The 21,203-nt window shown below is 45.9% G+C and carries 29 protein-coding genes; 5 read left to right on the top strand and 24 right to left on the bottom strand.

Annotated features, from left to right (window positions below; translation table 11 throughout):
* Positions 1 to 944: 944 nt before the first annotated feature.
* The 13 genes from Q1A69_RS18670 to Q1A69_RS18625 form a co-directional block, all read right to left on the bottom strand.
* Positions 945 to 1,559, bottom strand: coding sequence for a pilin (locus Q1A69_RS18670; RefSeq protein ID WP_299588976.1), 615 nt, complete (start codon positions 1,557 to 1,559; stop codon positions 945 to 947).
* 764 nt (positions 1,560 to 2,323) lie between these two features.
* Positions 2,324 to 2,563 carry an IS3 family transposase gene (locus tag Q1A69_RS20470; protein ID WP_366525616.1) on the bottom strand — a complete coding sequence of 80 codons (240 nt, stop codon included), beginning with the start codon at positions 2,561 to 2,563 and terminating at the stop codon, positions 2,324 to 2,326.
* Positions 2,564 to 2,578: 15 nt separating this feature from the next.
* Positions 2,579 to 2,815 carry a DDE-type integrase/transposase/recombinase gene (locus Q1A69_RS20465; RefSeq protein WP_366525615.1) on the bottom strand — a complete coding sequence of 79 codons (237 nt, stop codon included), beginning with the start codon at positions 2,813 to 2,815 and terminating at the stop codon, positions 2,579 to 2,581.
* A 54-nt stretch (positions 2,816 to 2,869) separates the two neighbouring features.
* On the bottom strand, positions 2,870 to 3,130 hold the full coding sequence (locus Q1A69_RS20460; RefSeq protein WP_366525614.1) for an IS3 family transposase: 261 nt from the start codon (positions 3,128 to 3,130) through the stop codon (positions 2,870 to 2,872).
* A gap of 47 nt (positions 3,131 to 3,177) precedes the next feature.
* The gene (locus tag Q1A69_RS18665; RefSeq protein ID WP_299588974.1) at positions 3,178 to 3,486 is read right to left on the bottom strand and encodes a transposase; all 309 of its coding nucleotides are present in this window, start codon (positions 3,484 to 3,486) and stop codon (positions 3,178 to 3,180) included.
* 912 nt (positions 3,487 to 4,398) lie between these two features.
* Complete coding sequence (locus Q1A69_RS18660; RefSeq protein ID WP_299588972.1) at positions 4,399 to 4,638, bottom strand: hypothetical protein; 240 nt, start codon at positions 4,636 to 4,638, stop codon at positions 4,399 to 4,401.
* A 168-nt stretch (positions 4,639 to 4,806) separates the two neighbouring features.
* Complete coding sequence (locus tag Q1A69_RS18655; protein ID WP_299588970.1) at positions 4,807 to 6,408, bottom strand: DUF262 domain-containing protein; 1,602 nt, start codon at positions 6,406 to 6,408, stop codon at positions 4,807 to 4,809.
* A 225-nt stretch (positions 6,409 to 6,633) separates the two neighbouring features.
* Complete coding sequence (locus tag Q1A69_RS18650) at positions 6,634 to 6,954, bottom strand: hypothetical protein (protein ID WP_299588967.1); 321 nt, start codon at positions 6,952 to 6,954, stop codon at positions 6,634 to 6,636.
* 7 nt (positions 6,955 to 6,961) lie between these two features.
* Positions 6,962 to 7,330 carry a DUF2190 family protein gene (locus Q1A69_RS18645; RefSeq protein WP_299588964.1) on the bottom strand — a complete coding sequence of 123 codons (369 nt, stop codon included), beginning with the start codon at positions 7,328 to 7,330 and terminating at the stop codon, positions 6,962 to 6,964.
* A 98-nt stretch (positions 7,331 to 7,428) separates the two neighbouring features.
* Complete coding sequence (locus tag Q1A69_RS18640) at positions 7,429 to 8,364, bottom strand: Mu-like prophage major head subunit gpT family protein (RefSeq protein WP_299588962.1); 936 nt, start codon at positions 8,362 to 8,364, stop codon at positions 7,429 to 7,431.
* Positions 8,365 to 8,414: 50 nt separating this feature from the next.
* Positions 8,415 to 9,284, bottom strand: coding sequence for a hypothetical protein (locus Q1A69_RS18635; protein ID WP_299588960.1), 870 nt, complete (start codon positions 9,282 to 9,284; stop codon positions 8,415 to 8,417).
* 563 nt (positions 9,285 to 9,847) lie between these two features.
* Complete coding sequence (locus Q1A69_RS18630; protein ID WP_299588957.1) at positions 9,848 to 10,093, bottom strand: hypothetical protein; 246 nt, start codon at positions 10,091 to 10,093, stop codon at positions 9,848 to 9,850.
* A gap of 1,335 nt (positions 10,094 to 11,428) precedes the next feature.
* Positions 11,429 to 11,773, bottom strand: coding sequence for a hypothetical protein (locus Q1A69_RS18625; RefSeq protein ID WP_299588955.1), 345 nt, complete (start codon positions 11,771 to 11,773; stop codon positions 11,429 to 11,431).
* Positions 11,774 to 11,937: 164 nt separating this feature from the next.
* Here Q1A69_RS18625 and Q1A69_RS18620 point away from each other — a divergent pair, with 164 nt between their 5' ends.
* From Q1A69_RS18620 to Q1A69_RS18600, 5 genes are all read left to right on the top strand, one after another.
* Positions 11,938 to 12,195 (top strand): hypothetical protein, encoded by a 258-nt coding sequence (locus Q1A69_RS18620; protein ID WP_299588952.1) that lies wholly within the window; start codon positions 11,938 to 11,940, stop codon positions 12,193 to 12,195.
* An 88-nt stretch (positions 12,196 to 12,283) separates the two neighbouring features.
* A complete protein-coding gene (locus tag Q1A69_RS18615; RefSeq protein WP_299588950.1) occupies positions 12,284 to 12,427 on the top strand; it encodes a hypothetical protein in 144 nt (47 codons plus the stop codon).
* 35 nt (positions 12,428 to 12,462) lie between these two features.
* Positions 12,463 to 12,627 carry a phage integrase Arm DNA-binding domain-containing protein gene (locus Q1A69_RS18610; protein ID WP_299588947.1) on the top strand — a complete coding sequence of 55 codons (165 nt, stop codon included), beginning with the start codon at positions 12,463 to 12,465 and terminating at the stop codon, positions 12,625 to 12,627.
* A 482-nt stretch (positions 12,628 to 13,109) separates the two neighbouring features.
* Positions 13,110 to 13,370: a hypothetical protein gene (locus Q1A69_RS18605; protein ID WP_299588944.1), complete on the top strand. Its 261-nt coding sequence runs from the start codon at positions 13,110 to 13,112 to the stop codon at positions 13,368 to 13,370.
* Complete coding sequence (locus Q1A69_RS18600) at positions 13,327 to 13,665, top strand: tyrosine-type recombinase/integrase (RefSeq protein ID WP_366525617.1); 339 nt, start codon at positions 13,327 to 13,329, stop codon at positions 13,663 to 13,665. The genes Q1A69_RS18605 and Q1A69_RS18600 overlap by 44 nt, the downstream gene beginning before the upstream one ends.
* A gap of 1,196 nt (positions 13,666 to 14,861) precedes the next feature.
* On the opposite strand, the gene Q1A69_RS18595 is transcribed toward Q1A69_RS18600, so the two are convergent.
* The 11 genes from Q1A69_RS18595 to Q1A69_RS18545 form a co-directional block, all read right to left on the bottom strand.
* Positions 14,862 to 14,984: a S24 family peptidase gene (locus tag Q1A69_RS18595; protein ID WP_299588941.1), complete on the bottom strand. Its 123-nt coding sequence runs from the start codon at positions 14,982 to 14,984 to the stop codon at positions 14,862 to 14,864.
* A gap of 502 nt (positions 14,985 to 15,486) precedes the next feature.
* Entirely contained in the window at positions 15,487 to 15,798 is a 312-nt protein-coding gene (locus Q1A69_RS18590) for a hypothetical protein (RefSeq protein WP_299588938.1), read from the bottom strand.
* Between the two features lie 94 nt (positions 15,799 to 15,892).
* The gene (locus tag Q1A69_RS18585) at positions 15,893 to 16,621 is read right to left on the bottom strand and encodes a hypothetical protein (RefSeq protein WP_299588936.1); all 729 of its coding nucleotides are present in this window, start codon (positions 16,619 to 16,621) and stop codon (positions 15,893 to 15,895) included.
* A 136-nt stretch (positions 16,622 to 16,757) separates the two neighbouring features.
* Positions 16,758 to 17,075, bottom strand: coding sequence for a hypothetical protein (locus Q1A69_RS18580; RefSeq protein ID WP_299588934.1), 318 nt, complete (start codon positions 17,073 to 17,075; stop codon positions 16,758 to 16,760).
* A 125-nt stretch (positions 17,076 to 17,200) separates the two neighbouring features.
* Positions 17,201 to 17,710 (bottom strand): hypothetical protein, encoded by a 510-nt coding sequence (locus Q1A69_RS18575; protein WP_299588931.1) that lies wholly within the window; start codon positions 17,708 to 17,710, stop codon positions 17,201 to 17,203.
* Between the two features lie 93 nt (positions 17,711 to 17,803).
* Positions 17,804 to 18,088 carry a hypothetical protein gene (locus tag Q1A69_RS18570; RefSeq protein WP_299588928.1) on the bottom strand — a complete coding sequence of 95 codons (285 nt, stop codon included), beginning with the start codon at positions 18,086 to 18,088 and terminating at the stop codon, positions 17,804 to 17,806.
* Between the two features lie 52 nt (positions 18,089 to 18,140).
* Positions 18,141 to 18,593 carry a hypothetical protein gene (locus Q1A69_RS18565; protein ID WP_299588925.1) on the bottom strand — a complete coding sequence of 151 codons (453 nt, stop codon included), beginning with the start codon at positions 18,591 to 18,593 and terminating at the stop codon, positions 18,141 to 18,143.
* Between the two features lie 134 nt (positions 18,594 to 18,727).
* On the bottom strand, positions 18,728 to 19,120 hold the full coding sequence (locus tag Q1A69_RS18560; protein WP_299588923.1) for a hypothetical protein: 393 nt from the start codon (positions 19,118 to 19,120) through the stop codon (positions 18,728 to 18,730).
* A 26-nt stretch (positions 19,121 to 19,146) separates the two neighbouring features.
* The gene (locus Q1A69_RS18555; RefSeq protein WP_143731407.1) at positions 19,147 to 19,368 is read right to left on the bottom strand and encodes a hypothetical protein; all 222 of its coding nucleotides are present in this window, start codon (positions 19,366 to 19,368) and stop codon (positions 19,147 to 19,149) included.
* Positions 19,369 to 20,022: 654 nt separating this feature from the next.
* On the bottom strand, positions 20,023 to 20,463 hold the full coding sequence (locus tag Q1A69_RS18550; RefSeq protein ID WP_299588921.1) for a DUF2793 domain-containing protein: 441 nt from the start codon (positions 20,461 to 20,463) through the stop codon (positions 20,023 to 20,025).
* Positions 20,464 to 20,478: 15 nt separating this feature from the next.
* The coding region (locus tag Q1A69_RS18545) for a hypothetical protein (RefSeq protein ID WP_299588919.1) at positions 20,479 to 21,203 on the bottom strand (725 nt) is incomplete at its 5' end.

The following is a 21,203-nucleotide window of genomic DNA, read 5'->3' as shown; positions in this document are numbered from 1 at the left end:
AAGGTGTTAAATTACTTGAGCCCACTGGAATTTTTGGTGGGTAAACGTGTGTCACTTATGTTGGCAATCTAGGCTTAATTTATGGTACATATTGGTAATAAATTTACCGCCTAAAATAAGAAAAACAGAAATTAAGAGCACAGAGACATAACCATAATCTACAGTTCCGCCATTTAAAAATTGACTAAGAATAATCCCCACGGATTTCAATGCCCAGTAGACCCCAATGAGAAATACACCAGCGACCACTAACCCCCCTCAGAAATAGCATCATCCTTCACACTTGAACTTATCTTTTTGTCAGCTATCTTGGGAGCATATACCCAAAGCAGTATACCCATGATTATAGGAATAACTGCCCGCCCGACAACAAGGATAACCGGTGCTCCTTCACGGTTGATCCAAGCTCCTGAGGCAAGGAGAAGCGGCAAGGTATTTCCCAAATTATTTAGAGCTAGATATGCCGCAAAATTTTTATTGCCAACTCTGCATATTGTTTCATATAACGTCGCCATGAGCTGGGACTTTGGTTTTACAACAGTAAAGACGCAAAGTTAATTTTATCGTTAAACACAATTAAAAAATCTAAATCAACCGACCACACTTCTTAAGTATATACCTAACCGAGCATGGATAATTTACATGCAAAATTTCCTATTGTGATCCCACATGAAGAATTGAATAGCTTCATATCCATAACTTATCTTGATTTCACGTAAGTCCGCTTTCGCCAAACACTTGGATGGTTTCAAAGAGCAGCATAAACAATTTAATTTTAATACGGTTTGAACACCTCTGACCGGTGCAACTTACGTTTTGCGCGCCAATAGGGACGCACGGGCCACGCACAAGGTAAGCTACCCCGCTACAGATTCGGAGTCGAACTATCCAGCCTTGTATAGCTGTTGTGGCTGAGCCTATAGAGCGGCTAAGTCAACAGCTGACTAATACCGACCTTGGGCATAAACACAAGAGGAGAGTAGCTGATCAATATCTCGGTAATCTGGAGACTCGCAAGACCAACCTAGACCAAAAGCTCGCTCTCTGGGTACCAGATAAACCTCACCACCATCAATGCCAGTATCCGCGGTATAAATCAGCGCAATTACGCCGCCAGCACGCAATTCGGCTGAGGTCAAAGTGCCTTTGGCATATTCCTCTGGCTCCTCAAGACCCGCTTCCCGATTAGATTCCGGTACCCGTCCGTGGAATTGATAGAACTCAGTCACCGCAACTTTAAGTATGGTACCCATGTGCAAGCCTTGAGAGAGATTGGCTGAGCGTAGCGCCTTATTCTGAATCTTGTTGGCCTGAATTAGCATATCTTGGCGAAGCCGCATCAGCTCTTCTTCGCGGCTGATTAATGCCTCACGTTGACGGTTCTGCTCCTGAAGTTCCTGCATTCTTCGCTGGTGAGCTTTTTGTTCTTTATCCCGTTGCTCCTGCACTTCCGCTGCCTGATGAAGACGCTTTTTCTCCTGAATCTTGCTATAAAAATCAGCCATTAATCCCAAGGCTAGTAACAGCAATGCTAACCCCAATAACCTACCTTTCGACATTCAAAAAACTTCCTTACATCAACCCGACTATCGAGACACCGACATAGACGAAATACTAGCATAACGTTTACGGAAGAGGGGTAATATATTTTGCTACACCCTTCTACCTGTTTCTATTATTCTCTACCTACTGCACAGATATGATATATTCCAAGAAGCCTTGAACGGCCTAAATTCGAAAGTGAATTTCCGTACTCGCAGAAAAAATCACACTTATCACATAGCCCTATAGCCATTTTCATTCTTTTTTCTTCCATGCAATATCTGTCCGGATTTAGAGTATTCCCCAAATTACTTAGTTGTATTCATTCTTCTTCAGTAAATACTTGCACCCCACATAAAACCTTCGGATCAGTTGACCAAGGTTGTGGGCAGTCATCTATTTAAATATAACGCCCCTGGAGGGGCAACCGAACCGTCTAGTCCGAAGGACCAATGCTGCTGTCACTTACTAAATGATTCTTCGACATATGGCCAAACCTCCCCAACAGGCATCACGAACTTCCAATATAATTCCTCAGTAAAATCAGAAGCAAATATAATATTTCAGAAATTGGCTGTAGCGAGCCTACTAAATTCCCTTTAGATATATTGTGACTTACGATAACCTTAGCCACTGTATGGTCCGCGAAATAGCTGGCGTGATGTAAAAGTATGTTTATATTTCTGGAGCCTATCTATCACGTAAGATAGATAGCTATTACTCCAATCCAGATTAATTTCAGCATGATATTGGTCTTGCCCACAAAAAGTAGACACTCTAACTATGTGTAGTTTCGTTCGTACTCTGCTGGACTTATATAGCCCAATGCAGAGTGCCTTCGAACCCTATTGTAGAAAATCTTAATGTATTTAAAAACCTCAGATTTTGCTTGCTCTTCGCTTTCGAATGTTCCGGCATAGACCAGCTCGACTATTAGCCTGCTAAAGAATGATTCCATTGCCGCATTATCCCAACAGTTAGCCTGGCGACTCATACTCGGCTTGCACTTGCTTTCGGACAAGAGATCCTGGTATTTCTATGAACGATATTGCACACCCCTGTCAGAGTGAACTATTAGTCCAGGCTTTATTTTTCGTCGCTCTAGAGCCATTTTCAATGCTCGACGTGTCAATTCATCGGTCATCTGGGAGTCGAATGCCCAACCTACAATATGACGAAAGTACAGATCCATAACTACCGCGAGGTACAACCACCGCTCCAGAACCCAGATATACGTAATGTCACTTGTCCAGCGGTAATTTAATCGATCCACATCCAAGCAACGCTTAAGTAAGATGGCGGAGATATTAATGCTCCCCTCTACGGGCTAACTATATCGAAAGCCTTTGCCATTTCTCGCTTTAATATGCTCCTGTTGCATAAGCTTAGCGACGTAGTTCCGTGAGCATGGCTCACCTAACTCTTGAAGCTCGCAAGCGATTCTAGGCGCGCCATAACGACCTTTAAACTCACAAAACGTCTCTCGGATTTTCTCGATTGTTCGTATCTTTCTAATCGTGCGAGCAGATGGCAACCGCCCCCGCCATCGATAATAACCCGATCTTGAGACTTCTAAACACCGACACATCAAGCTAACCGGAAATGACCCTACATGCTCTTGTATCAGTGCGTACTTTACTCTTGGTGGTTCGCAAAGTACGCAGCTGCCTTTTTTAGAAATTCAATCTCCTGACGAGCTTCATGCAGTTCCTTCTTGAGCTTGCGAACTTCAGCGCTTTCCTGTTTGAAATAGTCGACGCCGTCTAAACTATTGAACTGCTTATCAGACAGTCGATTAAATTGACGACGCCAGTTGTAGATCTGCTGTGCGCTGACGCCTAGCTCTCGCGCCACAGAAGCCGTTGTTGCTCCAGGCTTTTCCGCTCCTTTAACTGCTTCTCTTCGGAACTTCTCCGTATACGCCTGAGTTATTTTCTTACCCATGATACACCTCCGTGCTAGACCTAAACCTAACTATACAGGGTGTCTACTAAACGTGGGTAAGTCTTAAATTTAACGAAATAGATATGCGGAACCGTTAAGAAAGTTGGCAGTGCCTTTGCGTAAGCAAAGGGAATAACAACTTTTAGGTTTCCGCATCATCGGGTTGTTATTTGTTGCTCGCGGCACTGTGTACAAATTCACTGCAAATATATTTCTTTTACTGTTTACCACGATTCTAAGAGAAAAATTAGCAGCACTAGATTCGCGGCCTTGCTTCGAAGCTTACACGAAGGTCTAACCGTTGACTATGGGCCTTCCCGCCAATACTGTTTTTTTATACAGCACCCCAATAATCACCTGCCATTCTTAACTGAACACGCGCAAAACCGGAGCGAGCGACCAATAACAGTGTATTCAAAAGTAGCTTCAATATATCACCCACCACTATATCCAAAGACTCCTTTCGGCAACGATGAAAAAAACCCTGAAGGAATATTAGGTTACCGGCAGTTGATCCCGTCGTACATAAATGGATATTTTGCAGCCGCATCATATTCCGGCATTTTCGCTGTTATATGTCATTTTGACCCCCCCTTAAAAGTCAAACGGTTAGTATCTTTTTTCCTGTGAATATATGAATATGCTTTTGATCCCTGATAGTCAAAGCAAGCTAGGGGGCTTGATTACCCCAATGAGCCAATTGGGACATAGGAATTCTCCAGTCGCTTAGTAGAAATTAAAGTCCAACGCGGGAATGCGTCATTCAGTGGGATATTGGGCGGTATAGGTCAGACGTACTTCGCCCAGCGGGTGATCCTGATCCAAGGCGAAATCCGTTTGCGAGAGCGCAAAAATCTCACAGGTACCGCCCAGGGTTCGATCCTGCAGGACGCTCTCAACATTCTCAGAAGCCTAATCCAACAGTTCATAGATATCCCCCCGGCTGTGCACCACCACCGAAACGACAAGATCCAGCTGGCGGGTAGTGCCCGAGAGCTCCTGTGCTGTCTGTTCCGCGGCAAAGCCCACAAGGATGGCCGGCAGCTTTTCCTGCTCTATGCCTTCCGTGCTACCGGCTGAGGGGAAGTTATAGCTAGTTAGGTTTTCCAGCTTGTTTTGTGCGGCATCGCGGATTGTTATGCGCTGGGTCATTGGGATGTGCTCCAAGAATTTTGGGCATAAGAAAACCCGCTGGTGCGGGTTTGGAGATCTATCGCGATAGCAGTACTTTACTACAACCGCAATTTCTTTAGATGTTTTTAACTCATGGTTACACAGGACGAAGAATGAACAAAATGCAACTACATAGCTGCCCTTAACCTAATTTACTAATTTATGTACCGAATCAACAATGAGTTCAGATCGGCTCTCAAGGAATCCAATGAAGTTATCTTCACTATATATATTTTCATCCTGAGGCAATAGATTACTTAACAAAATTTCACTTTTCTTCTCCGAGGGAACAGTCGAAAAGAAGTAATCCGAGGGACTTTTGCTTGATATTTTCTTATTAGAATCAGCCGGCAAAAAACAGAAATTCACCACTGAGAATCTTTGTTCTTTCGAAAAACCCTGCTTACTTAAAAATGCATTAGGAAAAATATGGTGATATTGCTTCCGGTTGTAGCTGGATAAGGATTTTCCAGTATCGATAGAACTACCATTAGCTAGGTCCAGCGGGCTATGTTGTGCTGACAGCAATAGAAAAGCTCGAGTTACGGGGTTTGCCTTACTGAACTGTGCAGCAATTAATTCTATAGCCGTAATTGATGGAGAGTAACGTTTAATGAGAGTAAAGTCATAATCAGCCACCTTGTCTATAAAATCTATATCAGCATCCATTTTATGTGTAGTTTGACCAGTTGAGTACCTATTAGAAAAAGATGTACTCCAAAAATATCTCTTGATGATATCAAGTTGATCCTCTGTAACGCGCTTTGTTTTAGAGTAAAATCTAGCCAGTGGCACTAATTGCTGATGAAATGGAAGAAACTCAATGCTCGAGCACTTTATCTGAGTTGACAGAAAGTCTACGGTTGCTCGAACTGAATTTTTCACTTGATCCCAATTATCCCTTACCCTCTCACCAGTTAGGCGAAGTACATTTTCGGTCTTTGTAGAGCCAACTATAATCCCTGACACTATTTGCAGCACTAACTTTGGATCAATATTTCCGAAAGACTTCTCTTCCAGCTCAATCAATAACTCATCGATTGCATCGAGCAGGTGGAAATCCTCAGTCCAAGTCCAAGCCGTCATTAAATCGAGAGTGTTAAGCTTAGTTCCTGTATTATTGATTCGCTCAAAAATAACCCCTACCTCTTCTTTCGTTCGGTTCTTAATTTGAACAACAGGGATTTCGTAATTCAGCAATACTGATGAAAGATTCTTAGCTTGCAAATGGTATGCTTTATCAAGCGCAGCGATCTCATCAACAAGTTTAATAGGATCTATTATGTTCCTAAGGGCTACTACTCTCCCCGGGTCTACTTCCTCCTTCTCACTAACAGGAAGAAATGCCTCACTTTCAAAATCATAATATATTTCGAAAAGATTAAGATTCGGGTTGTACTTCGCGCTTGACTCTTCCTGCTCGACATTTGAACTAAAGACAGCATAAATGGATGACAAACGCTGCTGACCATCCAATACATAATTTACTGGCCAATTATCTCCTCTATCTGGAATATTATACCCCGCAATATTTCTTGTAGACCTTAGCTTCTCCTTTTCATTGGCCTCCCAAAGCAAAACACTACTCACAGGATATTGTTTAACGATACTCTCCAGCAGTTCAATTACTTGATTCTGTTTCCAAACATACCCCCTCTGAAACGCTGGTATCTTAATTTCCCCCTCATCGATCCTATTAATGAGCTTATCTATTTTTATTGGAGTAGTATTCAGTTCAGGTCTTTTCATCAAAACGATCCATTTCTAGTAGCAATCAAATCAGCGCCTGTAGTGACAAACACTTATATAGCGATCCCAAAGGCATATATCTTAGATGAAAATTTATGCCAATCCATCAATATCTTTTACTATTAGGTCAATGTAACATAGCCAATCTGTACGATGGCCCCACTTAAAGACTAATCATTTTGGCCGCCACCCAATACTTCCGACATTTTTCCAGTCGATTTATTTTTAACTGTTTTTCGCAATTTTAGCTTGCCCCTCTACCAACACCCGCCAAACCACCCCATCATCCGCCAGCCTCTTACGCACTTTGTTCTCCACACCACCCAGCTTAATTACTGCCTCTGAGTTGTAATCCCCCACTTCACTCACAAGCAAGCTCAACTCAATACGCGGTACCCTCAGGCGTTCCTCTTCATCAAACTGGTCAATCTCCTGATCGAAAATCAACTGGTAATCGATAGGCTCAGCACCGCTACCATCGTCATAGGTAGCGGGCTTGCCCCATTTGCGAAGCGCGCACTCTGCGGCTCGTTGGTCCAGATCCATGGATCACCTAGGCCTTAACGGTGCCTTGTACGCCGGTAAACTTAACCGCAAGGCTGGCAGTACCTGCACCGGCAGCTTCGGCGGCAAAGGCGGTTGCCCCGGTGATATCGTCAGTAGCGGCGGTGGCGGCGTTATCATCGAAGGCACTGGAGGCGGTTACCCAGGTGAGGCTTTCGCCCTGATTGATCACTGCGGCGGATACCTTCAGCACAGTGAATACGCCATCAATAACGAGCACGCCGGTTTCACCCACGGCAATATCTTCCATCGCCACACCCAGTACTGAACCTACCACCACCTGACCAGAGGTTAGCTTCGCACTGGTACTGTTGGTGACATCCAGCATGCGTCCGTCTTGCACAAAATTCGTAGCCATTTTCTTTCCCTCAACTGGGTTTGTAACTGAAAGCAAAAAGGCCGTGTGATGCGGTCCTTTTTGGATTCTTTAAGGTTTGGTTCGGTTTGAGCTGGGCATTAGGTTTTAGGAGTTTTCACCATACTTTTTACGTCCCAGGCTTTCGCTGCGGCATCGAGGCGGACTTTAAATTCCACCCCGCCAATATTCCAGCCGTTTTGCTGTTCCAGTACGGGGGCCTGCTGGCCTTCCAGGTAGAGCACTTCGATCGTGTCGTGCGCTACTGGGTCGGCCTTGAGGTGCCAGCCATTGTGCCCGCTGAGGCGACCATCAGAGAGCACGCTGGCTATATTGCGCACGCTGTTGGGGGTCGTGTTATTCTTGCTGGATGCACCCACTTCGAACTCGGATTCCAGGGCAACCTTTGCGGCCCCCTCATCGGCGATATCACACAGCAGGAATTTAGGGCGGATATTCAGGAAGGCTTCGCCATCCTTTTGCTTGCCCATCAATACCCGTGCGGCGTCGATGCTAGCGGTGTTGATGCCTGACTTAGTGGCCAGGTTGCCGTGGTCGGTGTGGAACAGGGCTTTGCCATCGGCCATGGCTGGGTTATTCAGCAGAATACTAAAGACCAGATCACCCACGGTGCGCACGGCGGCGAGACCCATCTTTTGTGGGATACGGGTGAAGGCTCCGAGGTCGTCATTAATAATCGCCTGGCGGGTAATCGAGAACATCTCCCCGTAGGTGGCCAGTGCAGCGGTTTCGGCGCGCTCACCGATGCTGACGTTTTTAAATTCAGCACCCGGTGCGACCTGGCGCAGTGAGGGGAAGGTACCGAGATCGGTGCGGGTAGCGATCTTGAAGTCGCTGAGGTGGCCGGTGGCGGTAAACTGCAAGAAGACTTCTGCCGCTTCCGAGTAACCCTTCAGCATGGATTTATTAGCGATATTACCCAGGACATTAGCGAAGTCTCCGGAGCCGTGGATAAAGCCGGCAGCGACGATGCCCATCTTATCCACGCCCGATAGATTCTGGCCGTGGGCCTGCATCAGTCCACTGCCGTACTAAATACCTTGAATGTCCAATGCCCACAACCAGCCTAAGGGCATACGTTTGCCTTTTCCGGTACACCATATTTCGCCATTAGCTTAGCGTACTCACCCTTTGAGCAAAGAAGGGCCAGCCCCTTATTGAAATCATCTCTAGGTTTTTTATCCTTAAAGGCCATTTTAAACTTGGCTACCGGCAGAAAGATTTTATGGAGATTCACTTTATCCATTGAGTGTCCCTCAATAATGGAAAAATTCATAAATATGCTTTTATCGATAATGATGACCGAATCAGGGTTTTTCCAGAAGTCCAGAACTTGATCCTTTGAATTTTGCGCCTCAACATAATTCTTTCTACCTGGTGCACCAGGGGAGAATAGATGCTTAAACTCTGGCCCAAGAACCAGATGAGCGTTCTTCCAAACAATAAGATCGCACCCAACAAGATCGCTCACACTATCAATTTTATAATCTTTATCTTTATGGCTAATGGCATAATTCAAAAACCCGATATAGTAGTTAGAGTAATAGTATTTGTTCGGCTCATCGTGCCTAATCGCATTTGCCTCGGCATTTGCCATGCCCTTACCCATAGCCTGTGGAATTCCTCCCCAACTCAACTGCAAAAAGGTTATTGAATATCCTGGCAGGGATTTCAATATTACATCTACCTCAAGCCCCAGCGCTGCATGGTTTTCCACATAAGGTGGCGCATCTTGCTCGATAGCAACTTTTAGCTCTATCGGTTTCGATGGCTTCACCGCAAAAGAAAAAGAGGCATAGCCAAAGAGAATAACGAATAGAAATAGCTTCTTTAAGTCCCTGTTTTGCATAGCAACACTCAGTAGCGGCGCAAAAAGTTGTAAATCCCTAGATAGTAGATTAGGCCATAGCACAGACCCCATACCCCCATAAGACACTCACGAGCCCCTATTAAGCCCCTTAACAGTGATTTGAACGTCAGGAAGCGGGATGCTGGCAAAATCGACAACGTATCGGACGCCTGAAGGAGAGATAAACAATACGCCTCATCACCCTTGAAACCTTTCCCCTATCCTGAAAGCTATTTCAATGCTCGACTAAATGATTTGGCAAAGCATCTCGATGCTGGCCACCGATTTCTTAACCAGCCTGGCCGGCTCCTGCAATTCCTATCTATGAAAATAGCGGAGCCAAAACACTTGTAACTCATCCTTCATCTTCTCCTGGCTCTTGCGTCCCTTTACAGCCCGTAGGCACATACCCACAACTCGATCGGTCTCCTTCGCCCTAACCTCACTCATTAGCACAGGGATCTCCTCCCTACATCCCGATACCATCTCGCAGCCAAACGCAGCCATACGGGGCCAAGATACATAATCCCCCGCCCGCTCTGGATAGGCTCGAGACCACTCCCACAAAGTTCACGTATATCCAGCTCTAACACGGCCCCTCCTCACTTTAAATTCTCAGTACTCAATATGTAATCAGCCATGCCCCACTACTAAGTCGCCCTCGGCATACTCTCGAAGTAATCCTGAAACCGCCTTTCCGCCACAGGTAAATTATCCCGGTGAAAGCTCTCCAGGTAATTTATATGGCCCTGATTTATCCAAAATTGAGTAACCACCGTATTTGCAAACACCGCCTTCACAAGGTGAGCAGACTGGGTGCGGAACACCGCGAGGGGACTGCCGGGATTGGTTGTGGATAAGCGAGTGATGGCTTCCGGGATACTAACTACGCACATAGTGAACCCTCCTTGATGATTGGTTTTTACCAGTTAGTATCTATAGCGATTTCGACGGCGCTGAGGATCCGGGTTTGCCGCTGCACTAAGGCTTGGGGCCGGGGGGCGAGATATCTCTCGTGCTTGAGTCAGTTGCGCCAAGTGGCCAGCCAATCGAGCTTCACACCTCGCTAGCCAGGTTGAAATTTCCAGTAATCGTGGAAGCTCTCCGCCACATCCTGAATTCGGTGCATCAAGTCTGGGCGGAGCCGCTAAGCATCGATGCGGAATTTGTCTGTGATAACCCAGTTTCCAGGCAAGCGTGTACCGCGTTTGGGTTGACATGATTTGGAACCCTACCGCTCTCTAATGGTTTTTTATTGGTTCTATAGAGAAGGAAGTGTTGTCATTTCCACCGGTTGGGTGCTCAGATTTCACCGGTTCGTGTTTTATTTTCACTGGTGAACTCATTGCACCGGTTAGCCTATAAAAAGAGGGCTAATTGGTTCTGCGCCCATTGGTTTTTTTAGCGCTCAGGTAGTCCAACTCTGCCTGTTATTCGATGGCGTTAGTCACTGAGCGCTTTGTGTATTACACAACGCCGGCCAGATAAGCATTACACGGATCACACTGCCCCGTATCACTGTTAGAGCAATCGACCAACGCAATTAAAACCAGCTTTGCTGGTTGATGTTCTGTTCCTCCGTTTAATAGTCCATGTCGCGACTTCAAAACAGACCACGTATCGCCTGTATAAATTTCCAAATAGCGCACTTGATGACTGCCCTACCCCAAAATATGCAGAATCACCAAGTTACAACAAAGAGACTTAAAAAGGATTGCTCTTCAGGTTTCGCCAGCAACAATCACAGCAAGATTTTTTTAACCATCTCAACTTCAATTACGCCACGAGAAACACAGTGTAAAGTGAGATCTTGCGCTGGCTCATCCGGTAAATATACGCCCTGGGCGGCACCACGATTGGTCTGCTCTGGCGTAAGCTTCCAGTTCCTAGGGTCGTAGATATGTACTCCGCCTCTAGATCGGTCGACATAATTTGAAATCCATCCCGCAAAAATACCTGCTTTGCCTTATTCAATATATCTTGCTTGCTCGAGAAGTGCTCTATCGCAAAGTACTCACTAATGATCATCGGCGACCTACTCGTTGCAGTACAACCTCCAAGGGCTGTCACCAGTAGAAGGCCTACTACCGAATATTTTGGTTTTTTCATTTTCTCCTTCGTGATAAGTGCATCTAGGAATATCAATTTTTAATTAAATTTCAACCTCACCTGAAAAAACAACGACTGGTTACCTTTTGGAGGGGATGCCGCATGAACCTGTTCAACCCAACTCAAAGCGTAGAGGCGCTGCTCACCGCAGCCAGCTGCCATACCCGTGCCAACGGGATTGCCGCACACGTTTTACTCTGGCCGTTGTAGAACTCGCCCAGCTTGATAGTGATAACTACCGCCACGTGCTCAACATTAGCAACTTGCGCTACCAATGCAAAGTGTGAGTTCGAATGCCAATAAAAATTCCACATCCTCTCGCTTGATTGCCACCACTTGAAAAAAGAGGAAAGAAGCGACGTGAACAAGAAAAAGTTATTCAAAATCAACCAGGTCGCCCGAACCATGAAATGGGTAGGAATAACCTGTTGAAACTGCTGCGAGAGAACACTCTTTTGCACATCCATGAATCCATGAATCCATGCGCAACGTCCCTACAAAAATCGCCTTAAAGCATGGCTTGCTCGTTGCGAAAAATGCTGAATACAACCGTGGCCCGACGCATTCAGTCAGTAGCAACCGTTCTAGGGCTAGCTAGTCTGGAGCCCCTTTATAAATCTGGAAGCATCCAATGAAACGATATGCAGCCTTCAGCGGCACCTATAACCTGATGATAGGTGGTGCAAAAGATTTTCAGGAGTCCGTCGAAACCCTGAAAGAAGCAAAAGAAAAAGCAGCGCAAATTGCCAAGGAAGAATGCTTTAAATACTTGGTACAAATTTTCGACAAAAAACTAACCAATTTACTACTTATAGCATTGTGGACGGCGTACTCAAGGAAAGCGCTTTCCCCGAATAAGCCATGGAGGGCTACCTTGTGGGTACACTAATGAAAGGCACTATCTGGGCCAGGGAGAAATTTGAGTTAGGCTCCCGCCCCGGTAGAGAAACATCATTGAATTGATCTAAGCCGACCATATGTCCGGCCGGATCATCGCCGGGGAGCCCTATGTGGATGCCGACCGATTCGCTATAAGCGACCACACCGGCAAAACCCCAGCCCAGAATACCTCAACGAACGATGGCCGGCCCAGAAGCGGGCTAGACCTGCTGACAGGCTAAGCACAAAACTCCTATAGCAGCAGCCGATCAAGGCAATGACCAGCCCCAGAAAGCCCCGCCTGCGGGGCGACACCCCACTACCGGAAAATCTCTACCCAGACCCGCACAACAGGGAAAACTACTGGCGCTATCGTCACCCGGATGGCTCCAACAAAATCTTCAAAGCATCTTTTGAAGATGCTCTACGTATAGCTGAGTAGGCTAATGCTCACCGGGATGAGAGCGTAAAGCGAAAACCAGCCAAGGTTCCGGATAGAGCAAGCTTCGGCTTTCACGCCACGCGCTATATAGAATGGAGAGTAGAGAACGATCTCCGCTTAACTAGCAAAACTAGCCTACGCAATCGTTGTAACGCATTAAAACAATTTAGCGAAGTCTTCGAAGCGATCTCCCTACATAAGGCCAAATTAACCGATCTGCACAAATGGTGGGAATCCCTAACCTACCACCAACAGCACGTACGCCGCGACGAGTTTAATAATTTCTTTAATTACTTAATAGCTGAAGGCTTGTGCAAACTGGAAAGCAACCCATTTACCACAGTCGACGACCGACCGCACCTGCTGGAAAAAGGAAAGCCATTAAAAAGCGTCAGCGCTTAACCCTGGAATCTTACTGAACCATCTAAAAAAAAGCTGGGGAATTAGGCTATGAGACACTATAAATTGCCATGGGCATCAGTATGCTGACTACTATACGCCGCACTGATATTTGCGAACTGCATTTTGTGAAATACCTGAATGGCGATTACCTGCGCAAAGCAATCAATAAATCCGAAGCGCAACGGGACAGCCTTGCCGCCAGCCACTTAAGCTTTAATCTAAAAACCCACCAACAAACCGGCATAGTTATTATGCCGCGCCAGGGAACTCTGTCTCAGAAATTACCGCTGCCCCTATATACTGAGCCATACTCCCAAGCAACGTCGTACGGGAAAAACTAAAGAGCATATTTGCCAGGTAAGCCTCGACCGACTGAGCGATATGTTCACTGAAGTCCGCAACGCTAGCGGACTCTATATCGGCTTACCCAAAAACCAAACCCCACCCAGCTTCCACGAAGTGCGTAATCTGGCTTCAGACCGATTCAAGCGAATGGGGTATGACGTTAAGTCGGTGCAGCAGCTGATGGCGCATACTGATGAGCGAGTTACCCATTTTTATCAAGCGGGGCATGGTATTGATTATGAGGAGATTAATATCTATTTAGATAAACAGGTAATTGGAAGAGAGTTCTAGAAATTCGAAAGTTAAGAGATAGAGAAAAATGTATCTCGGACAATTTTCAAAGTCTGCCAACCACAAAATCACTCGGGCTCTTGTATTTCGGATATTTTCCAGAACCCACCTAAAAAACACTAAATCTATATATCCGGCCTAAGCCCACAACAATGTACAAATTCTAGTAACAATCAACCCAACACCTTCAGACCTCAAAACTCTATTTTTCTTTGACTCACCACTAACTACAATCTTCCTAAATGAACCCACATGGCCTTTGTTAATCTTACCAGTCTCTTTCCAACAATTAATAATATCTAAAGTATATTTGGGCTCGACAAGCTGAATGAAGCGAATACAGTCGTGGTAAACATTCAAACTTAACTGGTCAACCTTGGATAACCGCTCAAGAAGAAAATTTAGATTACTTTTGCACTTTTCTTTATATAAATTCAACGATTCATGGACAACGCCTCCTGCTGTGTTAGCAGTTTGATATAAATGCCAACCACCTTCCTAGTAATGCTCTTAATCCTTTTTATTTTTCGGCTTGAATAGAAAGCATGTACTAAGCTTGCTATAGCAAGAAACACACTTATAACAGAAAGGGCAAGGTCCAGGACCTCAGGAAATTTCAAAAATTACATTTAATAAATTTCCTCAAACAATAAAGAGTTGGCTAAAAGTCAACCTATCTTGTCTAGATCGGCACTCCAAAATTTTTATTTTTAAGTGATGCGACAGGGAAGAGGTCCGAATCTCTAATAAGTCTCATAGCTCTCCGTCTTTCCGCTTATTACAGATAACAGCAGCCCTAAAACTGATGAAAGGCGCTAATCAGGAAGCATAAATAAAAGATATGGGAGCAATCATCAGACAAAAAAAAGGACCAAAGAGGCCCTTTTTCATTCTTGCGAGTTTTTGTTCACGTTTTTGTTCACCGGATAAGAGGACATGAACCTCTTCTCGCAACCCCTTGAAATACAAGGGGAAATTTGGTGGAGCTAAGCGGGATCGAACCGCTGACCTCAACACTGCCAGTCTTCAGTACACAAAAATATAACTTATTGAATCTTATAGGGAAATACCTGTTTACCAATCTCAAACCTCTCACTCTCCTCGATGATAGCGCACTGATGTTTTAACCACCCCCTCTACAACTAACTCTTGCCCTTCCCAAATAGGTATATGAACATATTTATCATTTATCGCCATCAGCCGCCCAGGGCAATCACGAACACATCACCGTACTTAGGGGTTAAGGAGCGATCGATAACCAATAAATCACCACCATTGATACCCACATTTACCATTGAGTCACCATTGGCGCGGACCATGTAGGTTCCCGCGGGCTTGGTGATCAGGTGTTCCCAAGATTAGCGCTGCCTCCTTGAGGTCATCAGCGGGCGAATGAAAACCCCAGGCAACGCCGTGGCCATAGAGTGGGGAAAGCTTCATGCTGTAATGCCTAAATACTGTATATACACACAAATTATTGCCGCAGGCAGCCAATAGACAAGGGGAATGAGTGACAATGAGGCCAGCACCACCCACAGCACCAGCATGCTAAGCCACCTCTTCTATGGGCAAGCTTTTACCAGCGGCCTTTTCCTCCACAACGAAAATAATGCCCTGAAGGGTTAGCCCCACCTCCTCGCGATCAGCTGCCGGCTTGGTGTGAGGCGATGGGGATTACTTTGGCGAAGGTGTGCGGGGCCGAGAATCTGCACCACTACTTTGCGCTGTTTCCCTTTCCGTTTTTAATGGCCTGATTGTATGCAAAGTTGCCGCAAAAATACGTGACTCAAACTACCCGACTGATAGGTTTATTATAAAAGGCTAGATTTCTTCTGCACAACTGAGCTGAACCGCTATCTCTGGATAGGCGGTACGGTAATAAAAAATCTCCGAGCAATAAAAAGATTTATTTCTACATGTAGCCTTCCAAGATTTAGCATCATCATATGCGCGCACATCAACACCTGAAATAATTATTTCACTTGCTGGACAACCAATATAACCTGAACTTGCCAAGCTTAAGTTATCATTCTCGAAATCATTGCGAGCACTTGACTCCGACTTAACGTAACGTGTTGAAGGCGTGCACGCTACAACACAACAACTAAAAAACACAAAAATTATTTTATTCAATTGATTCCCTTAATTGTGCTGGGCTTTAACGCCTCAAGAAGGGGTGCCAGTTACGGCGTCCCGCTTTCTTGATTTGTTAGTACCTTTGACGAATTTAGGGGGCCAAATAATTAGTGATAGTAATACTTTGAATATCAATTAAACCTGAGGAACCATCATAATCACGGAGATTATCATTCAGCTCCCCAAGTTGATCAGTAAACTCATTCGCCAGCGGGTAGTAGTCTCTTGATAAAACAGTTTCTTTATTTGGCCCAGAGAAAAGAATTGCTTCTACATTTGTTAAGACGTTACCTTTAACTAGATTATCATATGTGCTCTTAGTAAATTTTCCATGATAGCTCATAGTTAACTGTAAATATCCTTCTACATTCGTGAGTTCATACGAAAGGTCGCGCCCTCTAAGAGTGCAGCACCAGCCTATGATATCTCCATAGCTCCAAGTAAAGAAATAATCAGTCTGATCGCAATTTTCAGAGCCGCTTGGACAATCCATATTGTAAGAGAGGGCAAAGTCCTGCCCCATAACATCACCAGTTCCATCGGTAGCCACCACAACTTTTACTCCGATATCGAGAGCGTCTGCTCGCGATACGTTTTGTGAAAATCGTACTGCAACTTCAAAAGAAGGAGGATCAATTGAAAGTAATTCGGAGGCGGTAAAGCTATCTATTTCAGAGGGCATCTCTACTGGATCAGAACTATCTCCGCCGCTGCCACCGCTGCCACCGCTGCCACCGCTGCCACCGCTGCCACCGCTGCATGCGAGCAGAAGACCCGCCAAAGAAGCTAGAGAGATCAAATGTAGAATTTTTTTAAACATATATAACATCTAAGTTTAGGTTAATTTATTTTGGGTATCAGTACTAACGCCCGGCTTTGGGGCGGCCATGGAGCCGCGAAGCGGCGGAATGGCTGTCCCAGCGCCAAAGGCGCGACAACAGCCGCTTGTTAAGTTTTTACTCTTCATATTCGAAAGAATCTTGATCCATTGCGGCAATGAACTCTTCGAGTGTTTCATATTTTGTAAAACTGGGATATTGCTCTGGAAATGCTCCTGGGCCACTACCCCAAACTAAATGTACGTTTGCATACGCCCCATCATTTAGTTTTGCTAGAACATCATCGCAATCTACTCTGCGACCGATTACAACTGGATCTGTACCCGAAAGTGGGTGCGCATCAGTTATTTCAAGTTCTAGTTGGTTTTGCACTCCTGGAATTTCAGCCTCAAACTGAATCTTTCTCCAAGGGAGTTTCCATGCTATTTCTTCCATACTCTCTCTGAAACTTAACGTCGCGCTCAGCCGCAGCTTACTTTGGACATATTATGCGCAAAAATGGGAGCGACAGCGACCGCGCAAAATATGCACAAAGTAAGATGTCGGTCTGCAGCGCTTTGTTATGGCTGAACGATATCAATTGTACCCATGCCATCCACTACTTCATTAACTTTGTGCAAATTTTCTGAACTTGGCTTTAAAACAAAAGCGGGCCTGCATGGGTCTTGTAGTATTCTGTATTTTACAGATTTTGATCCAATAGAATAAGGTTGATTCGCCAGCACAGCTGATGGCAACGCCTCCCTCTTAACAGCAACAAGGTATCTACCTTGCTCGAAATTCTCAGGCATATAACTGTAATCCTGCCAGAACGCATCCAATTCATATTCTTTATCATCACCTAGAAGATAACTTTCAATCTCAAAAGAAATTAACGAATATGAAGCCGTCTTTGCCACCGGGTTTCTATCAAAATAAATGAACTTAGATACATGACCAATAAAAATTGCGTCAGCATTTTCAATGTAGTCAAAATCAAGAGGTTCAGGAAATAAACAGGCTTTCACTGAACTTGAGCCCGTAGAGGCCAACAAAAACAATGAAAAAATTAATAATTTAGAATTTCTCATACTAGCCATCAATGGTTAACTCTGAGCCATAACGCCCGCATCATTTGCCGCAGCGCAGCGGAGGTCAAATGCATGCGTTTGTTAAGTGCCACACTATACTGTAACGAAAATTTGATCGGTACACGCATGATAGCGATTGATTTCTGATATCGATTTTCTCAATACAATTTCATCAGTTTGCTCGCCAAAAAATAGCGCGTATCTGCTGTTATCAGGATCATCTACTTTGAAATCATATTCAACGTCGAAATGCTCAGCTAAAACATCTTCGATGTAATCAAGGTGATCCCAGCAGCTTAGCTCTACACACAATCCAAACTCAGGATCATTGCTTAATTCGATTCTATTCGTGAGTATTGATTTATCTACCATAGTCACTTAACGCCCGAAACACCGGCGCAGCGTAGTTGTGTCCAGGTGCTTTTGCTTGTTATGAGTATTTGTGTTCATAGCCACCAATTGTGCCTCGCTCTTTAAGGTCTTGGAGAAAACCTTCGCTCAAGCCTTTATATGCAACAGTGCACTCTTTATCGAAATTATCATAACCACCAAATACTAGCTCTCCCTCTATAGCTATCTGCACATGAATAATGCCTTCTCTAACCAGATGATCCTTTTCTGCTAGTTCTTTCCACATGCCTTTGGAACTTTCTTCATCTAAGGGGAGAATCACGAAATCTAGTTTTGGGGATATAGTTTGTCGTTTAAGCACTGGCGTTTCTTCATAGGAAGCATTCGGCCATTTATAAAATGAAAAATGCTCCAATGAGCCCTCAAATGAAATAAGGGAGGCTCCTGCGCATTGCTCCATAACTGCATGGAGCAGGCCCGGTTTATCCCTAGGATCAATCCACGTTACTCTTTTCATATCCCTGATACTCATAACGCCGCCGGCAGGGGCAGCTTACCTTGTGCACCTTTTGCGCAAAAATGGGAGCAAAGCGAGCTGTGCAAAAGGTGCACAAGGTAAGCTGTCCCGCGGAGGGCCGAAGGCCCGGAGCAAATTGCCCGGCCTTGTTATGTGCTGATTGAAGCACAGTAAAACGCGGTTCCATTATACGTAATATAAGTTTCTGTCTTTCCGTTTACGGTATGGCTCTGCTCGATTTCAATAGGGCCGCTTGGCCTTGGCACCAGAAAATTGCCACCCATTTTCGCAGTGGCCACTTTAGCATTGTCCAGGGCCTTATACTCATCCGCTCCAGGGGCAGATACCAAACCACGCTTCTCACATTTTGGCTCGTGGTACCTTACAACCACATCATTTCCTGATGGTACACAGCCTGCCAAAACGAAAGTGATAGAGAATGATCTAAGTACTTTCTTCATATGCCTGCACATAACGCCTTTGTAATGGGCCGCGTTGTTGCGAAGCAACGCTTTTAGCGGTCCAGCACGAAGTGCGTTCATTGACAAACTTGTTAAGTGTTTTTGCTTTAGTGCTTTCTAAAATCACGCCTCGGTGCCTCTATGCCGTGTTTTTCTTCTCGGATTTCTTCGAGCCATAGTAATCGCTTGAAAAATGATTTACGACCAGCGGTAGTGCCGCCATTTTTGGAACCCCGCATGCAGCGCTCAATTTCCTTATTAATATCGGGGAGCGACATGCTAGAGAATTTCTCTAATTCTTTATCACTCCCTTTTGAGCCACTTTTCACTCAATTGCTCCTGACACTTAACGCCTGGCGCACAGGCAAAGCACACAGTGCTTTGTCCAGCCACACGAAGCGTGGCGATTGTGCCGCCACTTGTTAAATGTTTGGCTCATTTAGCTTGCTGCTCCTTAGCGATATCCCAGCAAGAACAACAGGCCACTCTAAAACCAAGCGACTCTGTCCATGCAGCTGAGTCTCCGTTGTAATTTGGCCAAGAGTCCTCACAGGACTTACACCACGCATCTGGCCTACCTAGATCTCCACTATCTTCGGTGAAAAAGCCTACATGCTTACCGCTTTCAATTGACTCGATCAGGTGGCTACACATTAAAGCGATATCTTGCTCACCGTGAATCTGGCAATGTACTTTATTCTCACTCATAGACATTTAACAGTGTATTCAAAAGCAGCTGCAATATATCACCCACTACTATATCCACAGACTCCTTTCGGTAACGATTTAAAGAAAACCCTGTAAGAACATCAGGTTACCGGCCGTTGGCACCAGCGTACATAAGTGGATATATTGCAGCCGCATCATATCCTGGCATTTTCGCTGCTATATATCCTTTTGAAAACCCCTTAAAAGTCAAAAGCTTAGTATCTTTTTTCTGTGGATATATGAAGGGGCTTTTGATCCCTGATAGTCAAAGCAAGCTAGGTGGCTTGATTATCCCAGTAAACCCCGCTCAATGCTGCCAACATCTGCCCAACAACCCCCGCTAAATCCGTGCCCGTATCCCCCGTAATCTGCGGCAAAGTCTCCGGGCGGTTGGCCACCTGCCAGCCGCTACTGGTGTTGATATACAGCAGGCTGTCGGCCTGATTGAGCACGACCTTGGCGGGAAAGAATTGCCAGTAGCCGGGGTCCGCCACATAGCGGGCGAGCTGGCCGTCTTGGTTTACCCAGTCGCCGCTGCCGGTAGCAACGATATAGCGGCTGCCGTCGGTGGGCGTTTCTGGGGGATCGTTTTGGATACCTTGCACTTCGATCTGTAGCAGTGCGTCGATAGTGTCCAGGGCTTGGTTGAGGCCGGCAGCGGGGTCTAGGGTGCCCTCTTGGGCGTAGGGGATACCGTTATTGGGGGTAGTGCTCATGGGGTTGGTTCCTGCTTATACGCTGATCTGTGCCGCCGGGCCTGGGCCGGTGATGCTGTTGAGCTGGCTAACGGTGATGCTGGCGGAGCCTGGGTCTGCGAGGGTGAAAGTGGTTGCTGTGGTGTCGGTGCTTTGGCCGTTGACCGTTACCCGGTAGCCGGCAAAAAACCGGCTTTGATCGTAGGCGGCGCGGCCGCCGAGGCGCCCTACTCCGAGCCACTGGATTACCAGCAGGCCATTTGCACGGTGCGCGCTGAGATTGGCCGGGGCGGGTTCGGTATGGCTGGCGCCTGTAAAAGAGCCGCTGGTGAGGGTCTCTTTGCCGCTGCCGATACTGGTGGCGCGGAAGGTGAGTGTCTGGCCGAGGTTGTAGCGCTCGGTGGCAATAAAGTTGAGCGTGTTACGTTCCAGTAATACAAAGCGCGTGCCCGCCGGGTGATTGGTTGGCGTGGTGCCGAGGCGCCCGCGCAGGAAATAACCCAATTCCCACACGCCGGGGCTGATTTCTTCGGCCTCACCAAAACTCACAATTTCATGGCCAATCAGTGCCCTATTCTGGCGATTGAGCAGATCCGCGAGAGTGCGGTTTTCCAGGGCATCGCCGCTATCGTAGAGGCGCAGTTGCACGCGGTTGTGGCTATCGGGGATTTCCCGTTTGTGGCAGTTGAGGCTGGTGGTGAGCTCGCCCATCACCGCTTCGATATCGGTGTTATCGGATTCGATATAGTTCTGCCCACCAT

The sequence above is a fragment of the uncultured Microbulbifer sp. genome (genome assembly GCF_947498635.1).
Classification (GTDB): Bacteria; Pseudomonadota; Gammaproteobacteria; order Pseudomonadales; family Cellvibrionaceae; genus Microbulbifer; species Microbulbifer echini.
Note: the sequence above shows the minus strand (reverse complement) of the source record. Positions and strands in the feature narration are given on the sequence as shown.

Bases quoted from the DNA above. Each gene is read 5' to 3' on its own strand.
- Q1A69_RS18610 (WP_299588947.1), top strand. From the start codon at position 12,463: ATGACCAGCCCCAGAAAGCCCCGCCTGCGGGGCGACACCCCACTACCG.
- Q1A69_RS18585 (WP_299588936.1), bottom strand. From the start codon at position 16,621: ATGTTTAAAAAAATTCTACATTTGATCTCTCTAGCTTCTTTGGCGGGT.
- Q1A69_RS18630 (WP_299588957.1), bottom strand. From the start codon at position 10,093: ATGTGCGTAGTTAGTATCCCGGAAGCCATCACTCGCTTATCCACAACC.
- Q1A69_RS18665 (WP_299588974.1), bottom strand. From the start codon at position 3,486: ATGGGTAAGAAAATAACTCAGGCGTATACGGAGAAGTTCCGAAGAGAA.
- Q1A69_RS18660 (WP_299588972.1), bottom strand. From the start codon at position 4,638: ATGACCCAGCGCATAACAATCCGCGATGCCGCACAAAACAAGCTGGAA.
- Q1A69_RS18595 (WP_299588941.1), bottom strand. From the start codon at position 14,984: ATGGTCCGCGCCAATGGTGACTCAATGGTAAATGTGGGTATCAATGGT.
- Q1A69_RS18670 (WP_299588976.1), bottom strand. From the start codon at position 1,559: ATGTCGAAAGGTAGGTTATTGGGGTTAGCATTGCTGTTACTAGCCTTG.
- Q1A69_RS18580 (WP_299588934.1), bottom strand. From the start codon at position 17,075: ATGGAAGAAATAGCATGGAAACTCCCTTGGAGAAAGATTCAGTTTGAG.
- Q1A69_RS18560 (WP_299588923.1), bottom strand. From the start codon at position 19,120: ATGAACGCACTTCGTGCTGGACCGCTAAAAGCGTTGCTTCGCAACAAC.
- Q1A69_RS18655 (WP_299588970.1), bottom strand. From the start codon at position 6,408: ATGAAAAGACCTGAACTGAATACTACTCCAATAAAAATAGATAAGCTC.
- Q1A69_RS18645 (WP_299588964.1), bottom strand. From the start codon at position 7,330: ATGGCTACGAATTTTGTGCAAGACGGACGCATGCTGGATGTCACCAAC.
- Q1A69_RS18650 (WP_299588967.1), bottom strand. From the start codon at position 6,954: ATGGATCTGGACCAACGAGCCGCAGAGTGCGCGCTTCGCAAATGGGGC.
- Q1A69_RS18640 (WP_299588962.1), bottom strand. From the start codon at position 8,364: ATGCAGGCCCACGGCCAGAATCTATCGGGCGTGGATAAGATGGGCATC.
- Q1A69_RS18605 (WP_299588944.1), top strand. From the start codon at position 13,110: ATGCTGACTACTATACGCCGCACTGATATTTGCGAACTGCATTTTGTG.
- Q1A69_RS18615 (WP_299588950.1), top strand. From the start codon at position 12,284: ATGTCCGGCCGGATCATCGCCGGGGAGCCCTATGTGGATGCCGACCGA.
- Q1A69_RS18575 (WP_299588931.1), bottom strand. From the start codon at position 17,710: ATGAGAAATTCTAAATTATTAATTTTTTCATTGTTTTTGTTGGCCTCT.
- Q1A69_RS20460 (WP_366525614.1), bottom strand. From the start codon at position 3,130: ATGTGTCGGTGTTTAGAAGTCTCAAGATCGGGTTATTATCGATGGCGG.
- Q1A69_RS18620 (WP_299588952.1), top strand. From the start codon at position 11,938: ATGAAACGATATGCAGCCTTCAGCGGCACCTATAACCTGATGATAGGT.
- Q1A69_RS18565 (WP_299588925.1), bottom strand. From the start codon at position 18,593: ATGAGTATCAGGGATATGAAAAGAGTAACGTGGATTGATCCTAGGGAT.
- Q1A69_RS18550 (WP_299588921.1), bottom strand. From the start codon at position 20,463: ATGAGCACTACCCCCAATAACGGTATCCCCTACGCCCAAGAGGGCACC.
- Q1A69_RS18625 (WP_299588955.1), bottom strand. From the start codon at position 11,773: ATGGATGTGCAAAAGAGTGTTCTCTCGCAGCAGTTTCAACAGGTTATT.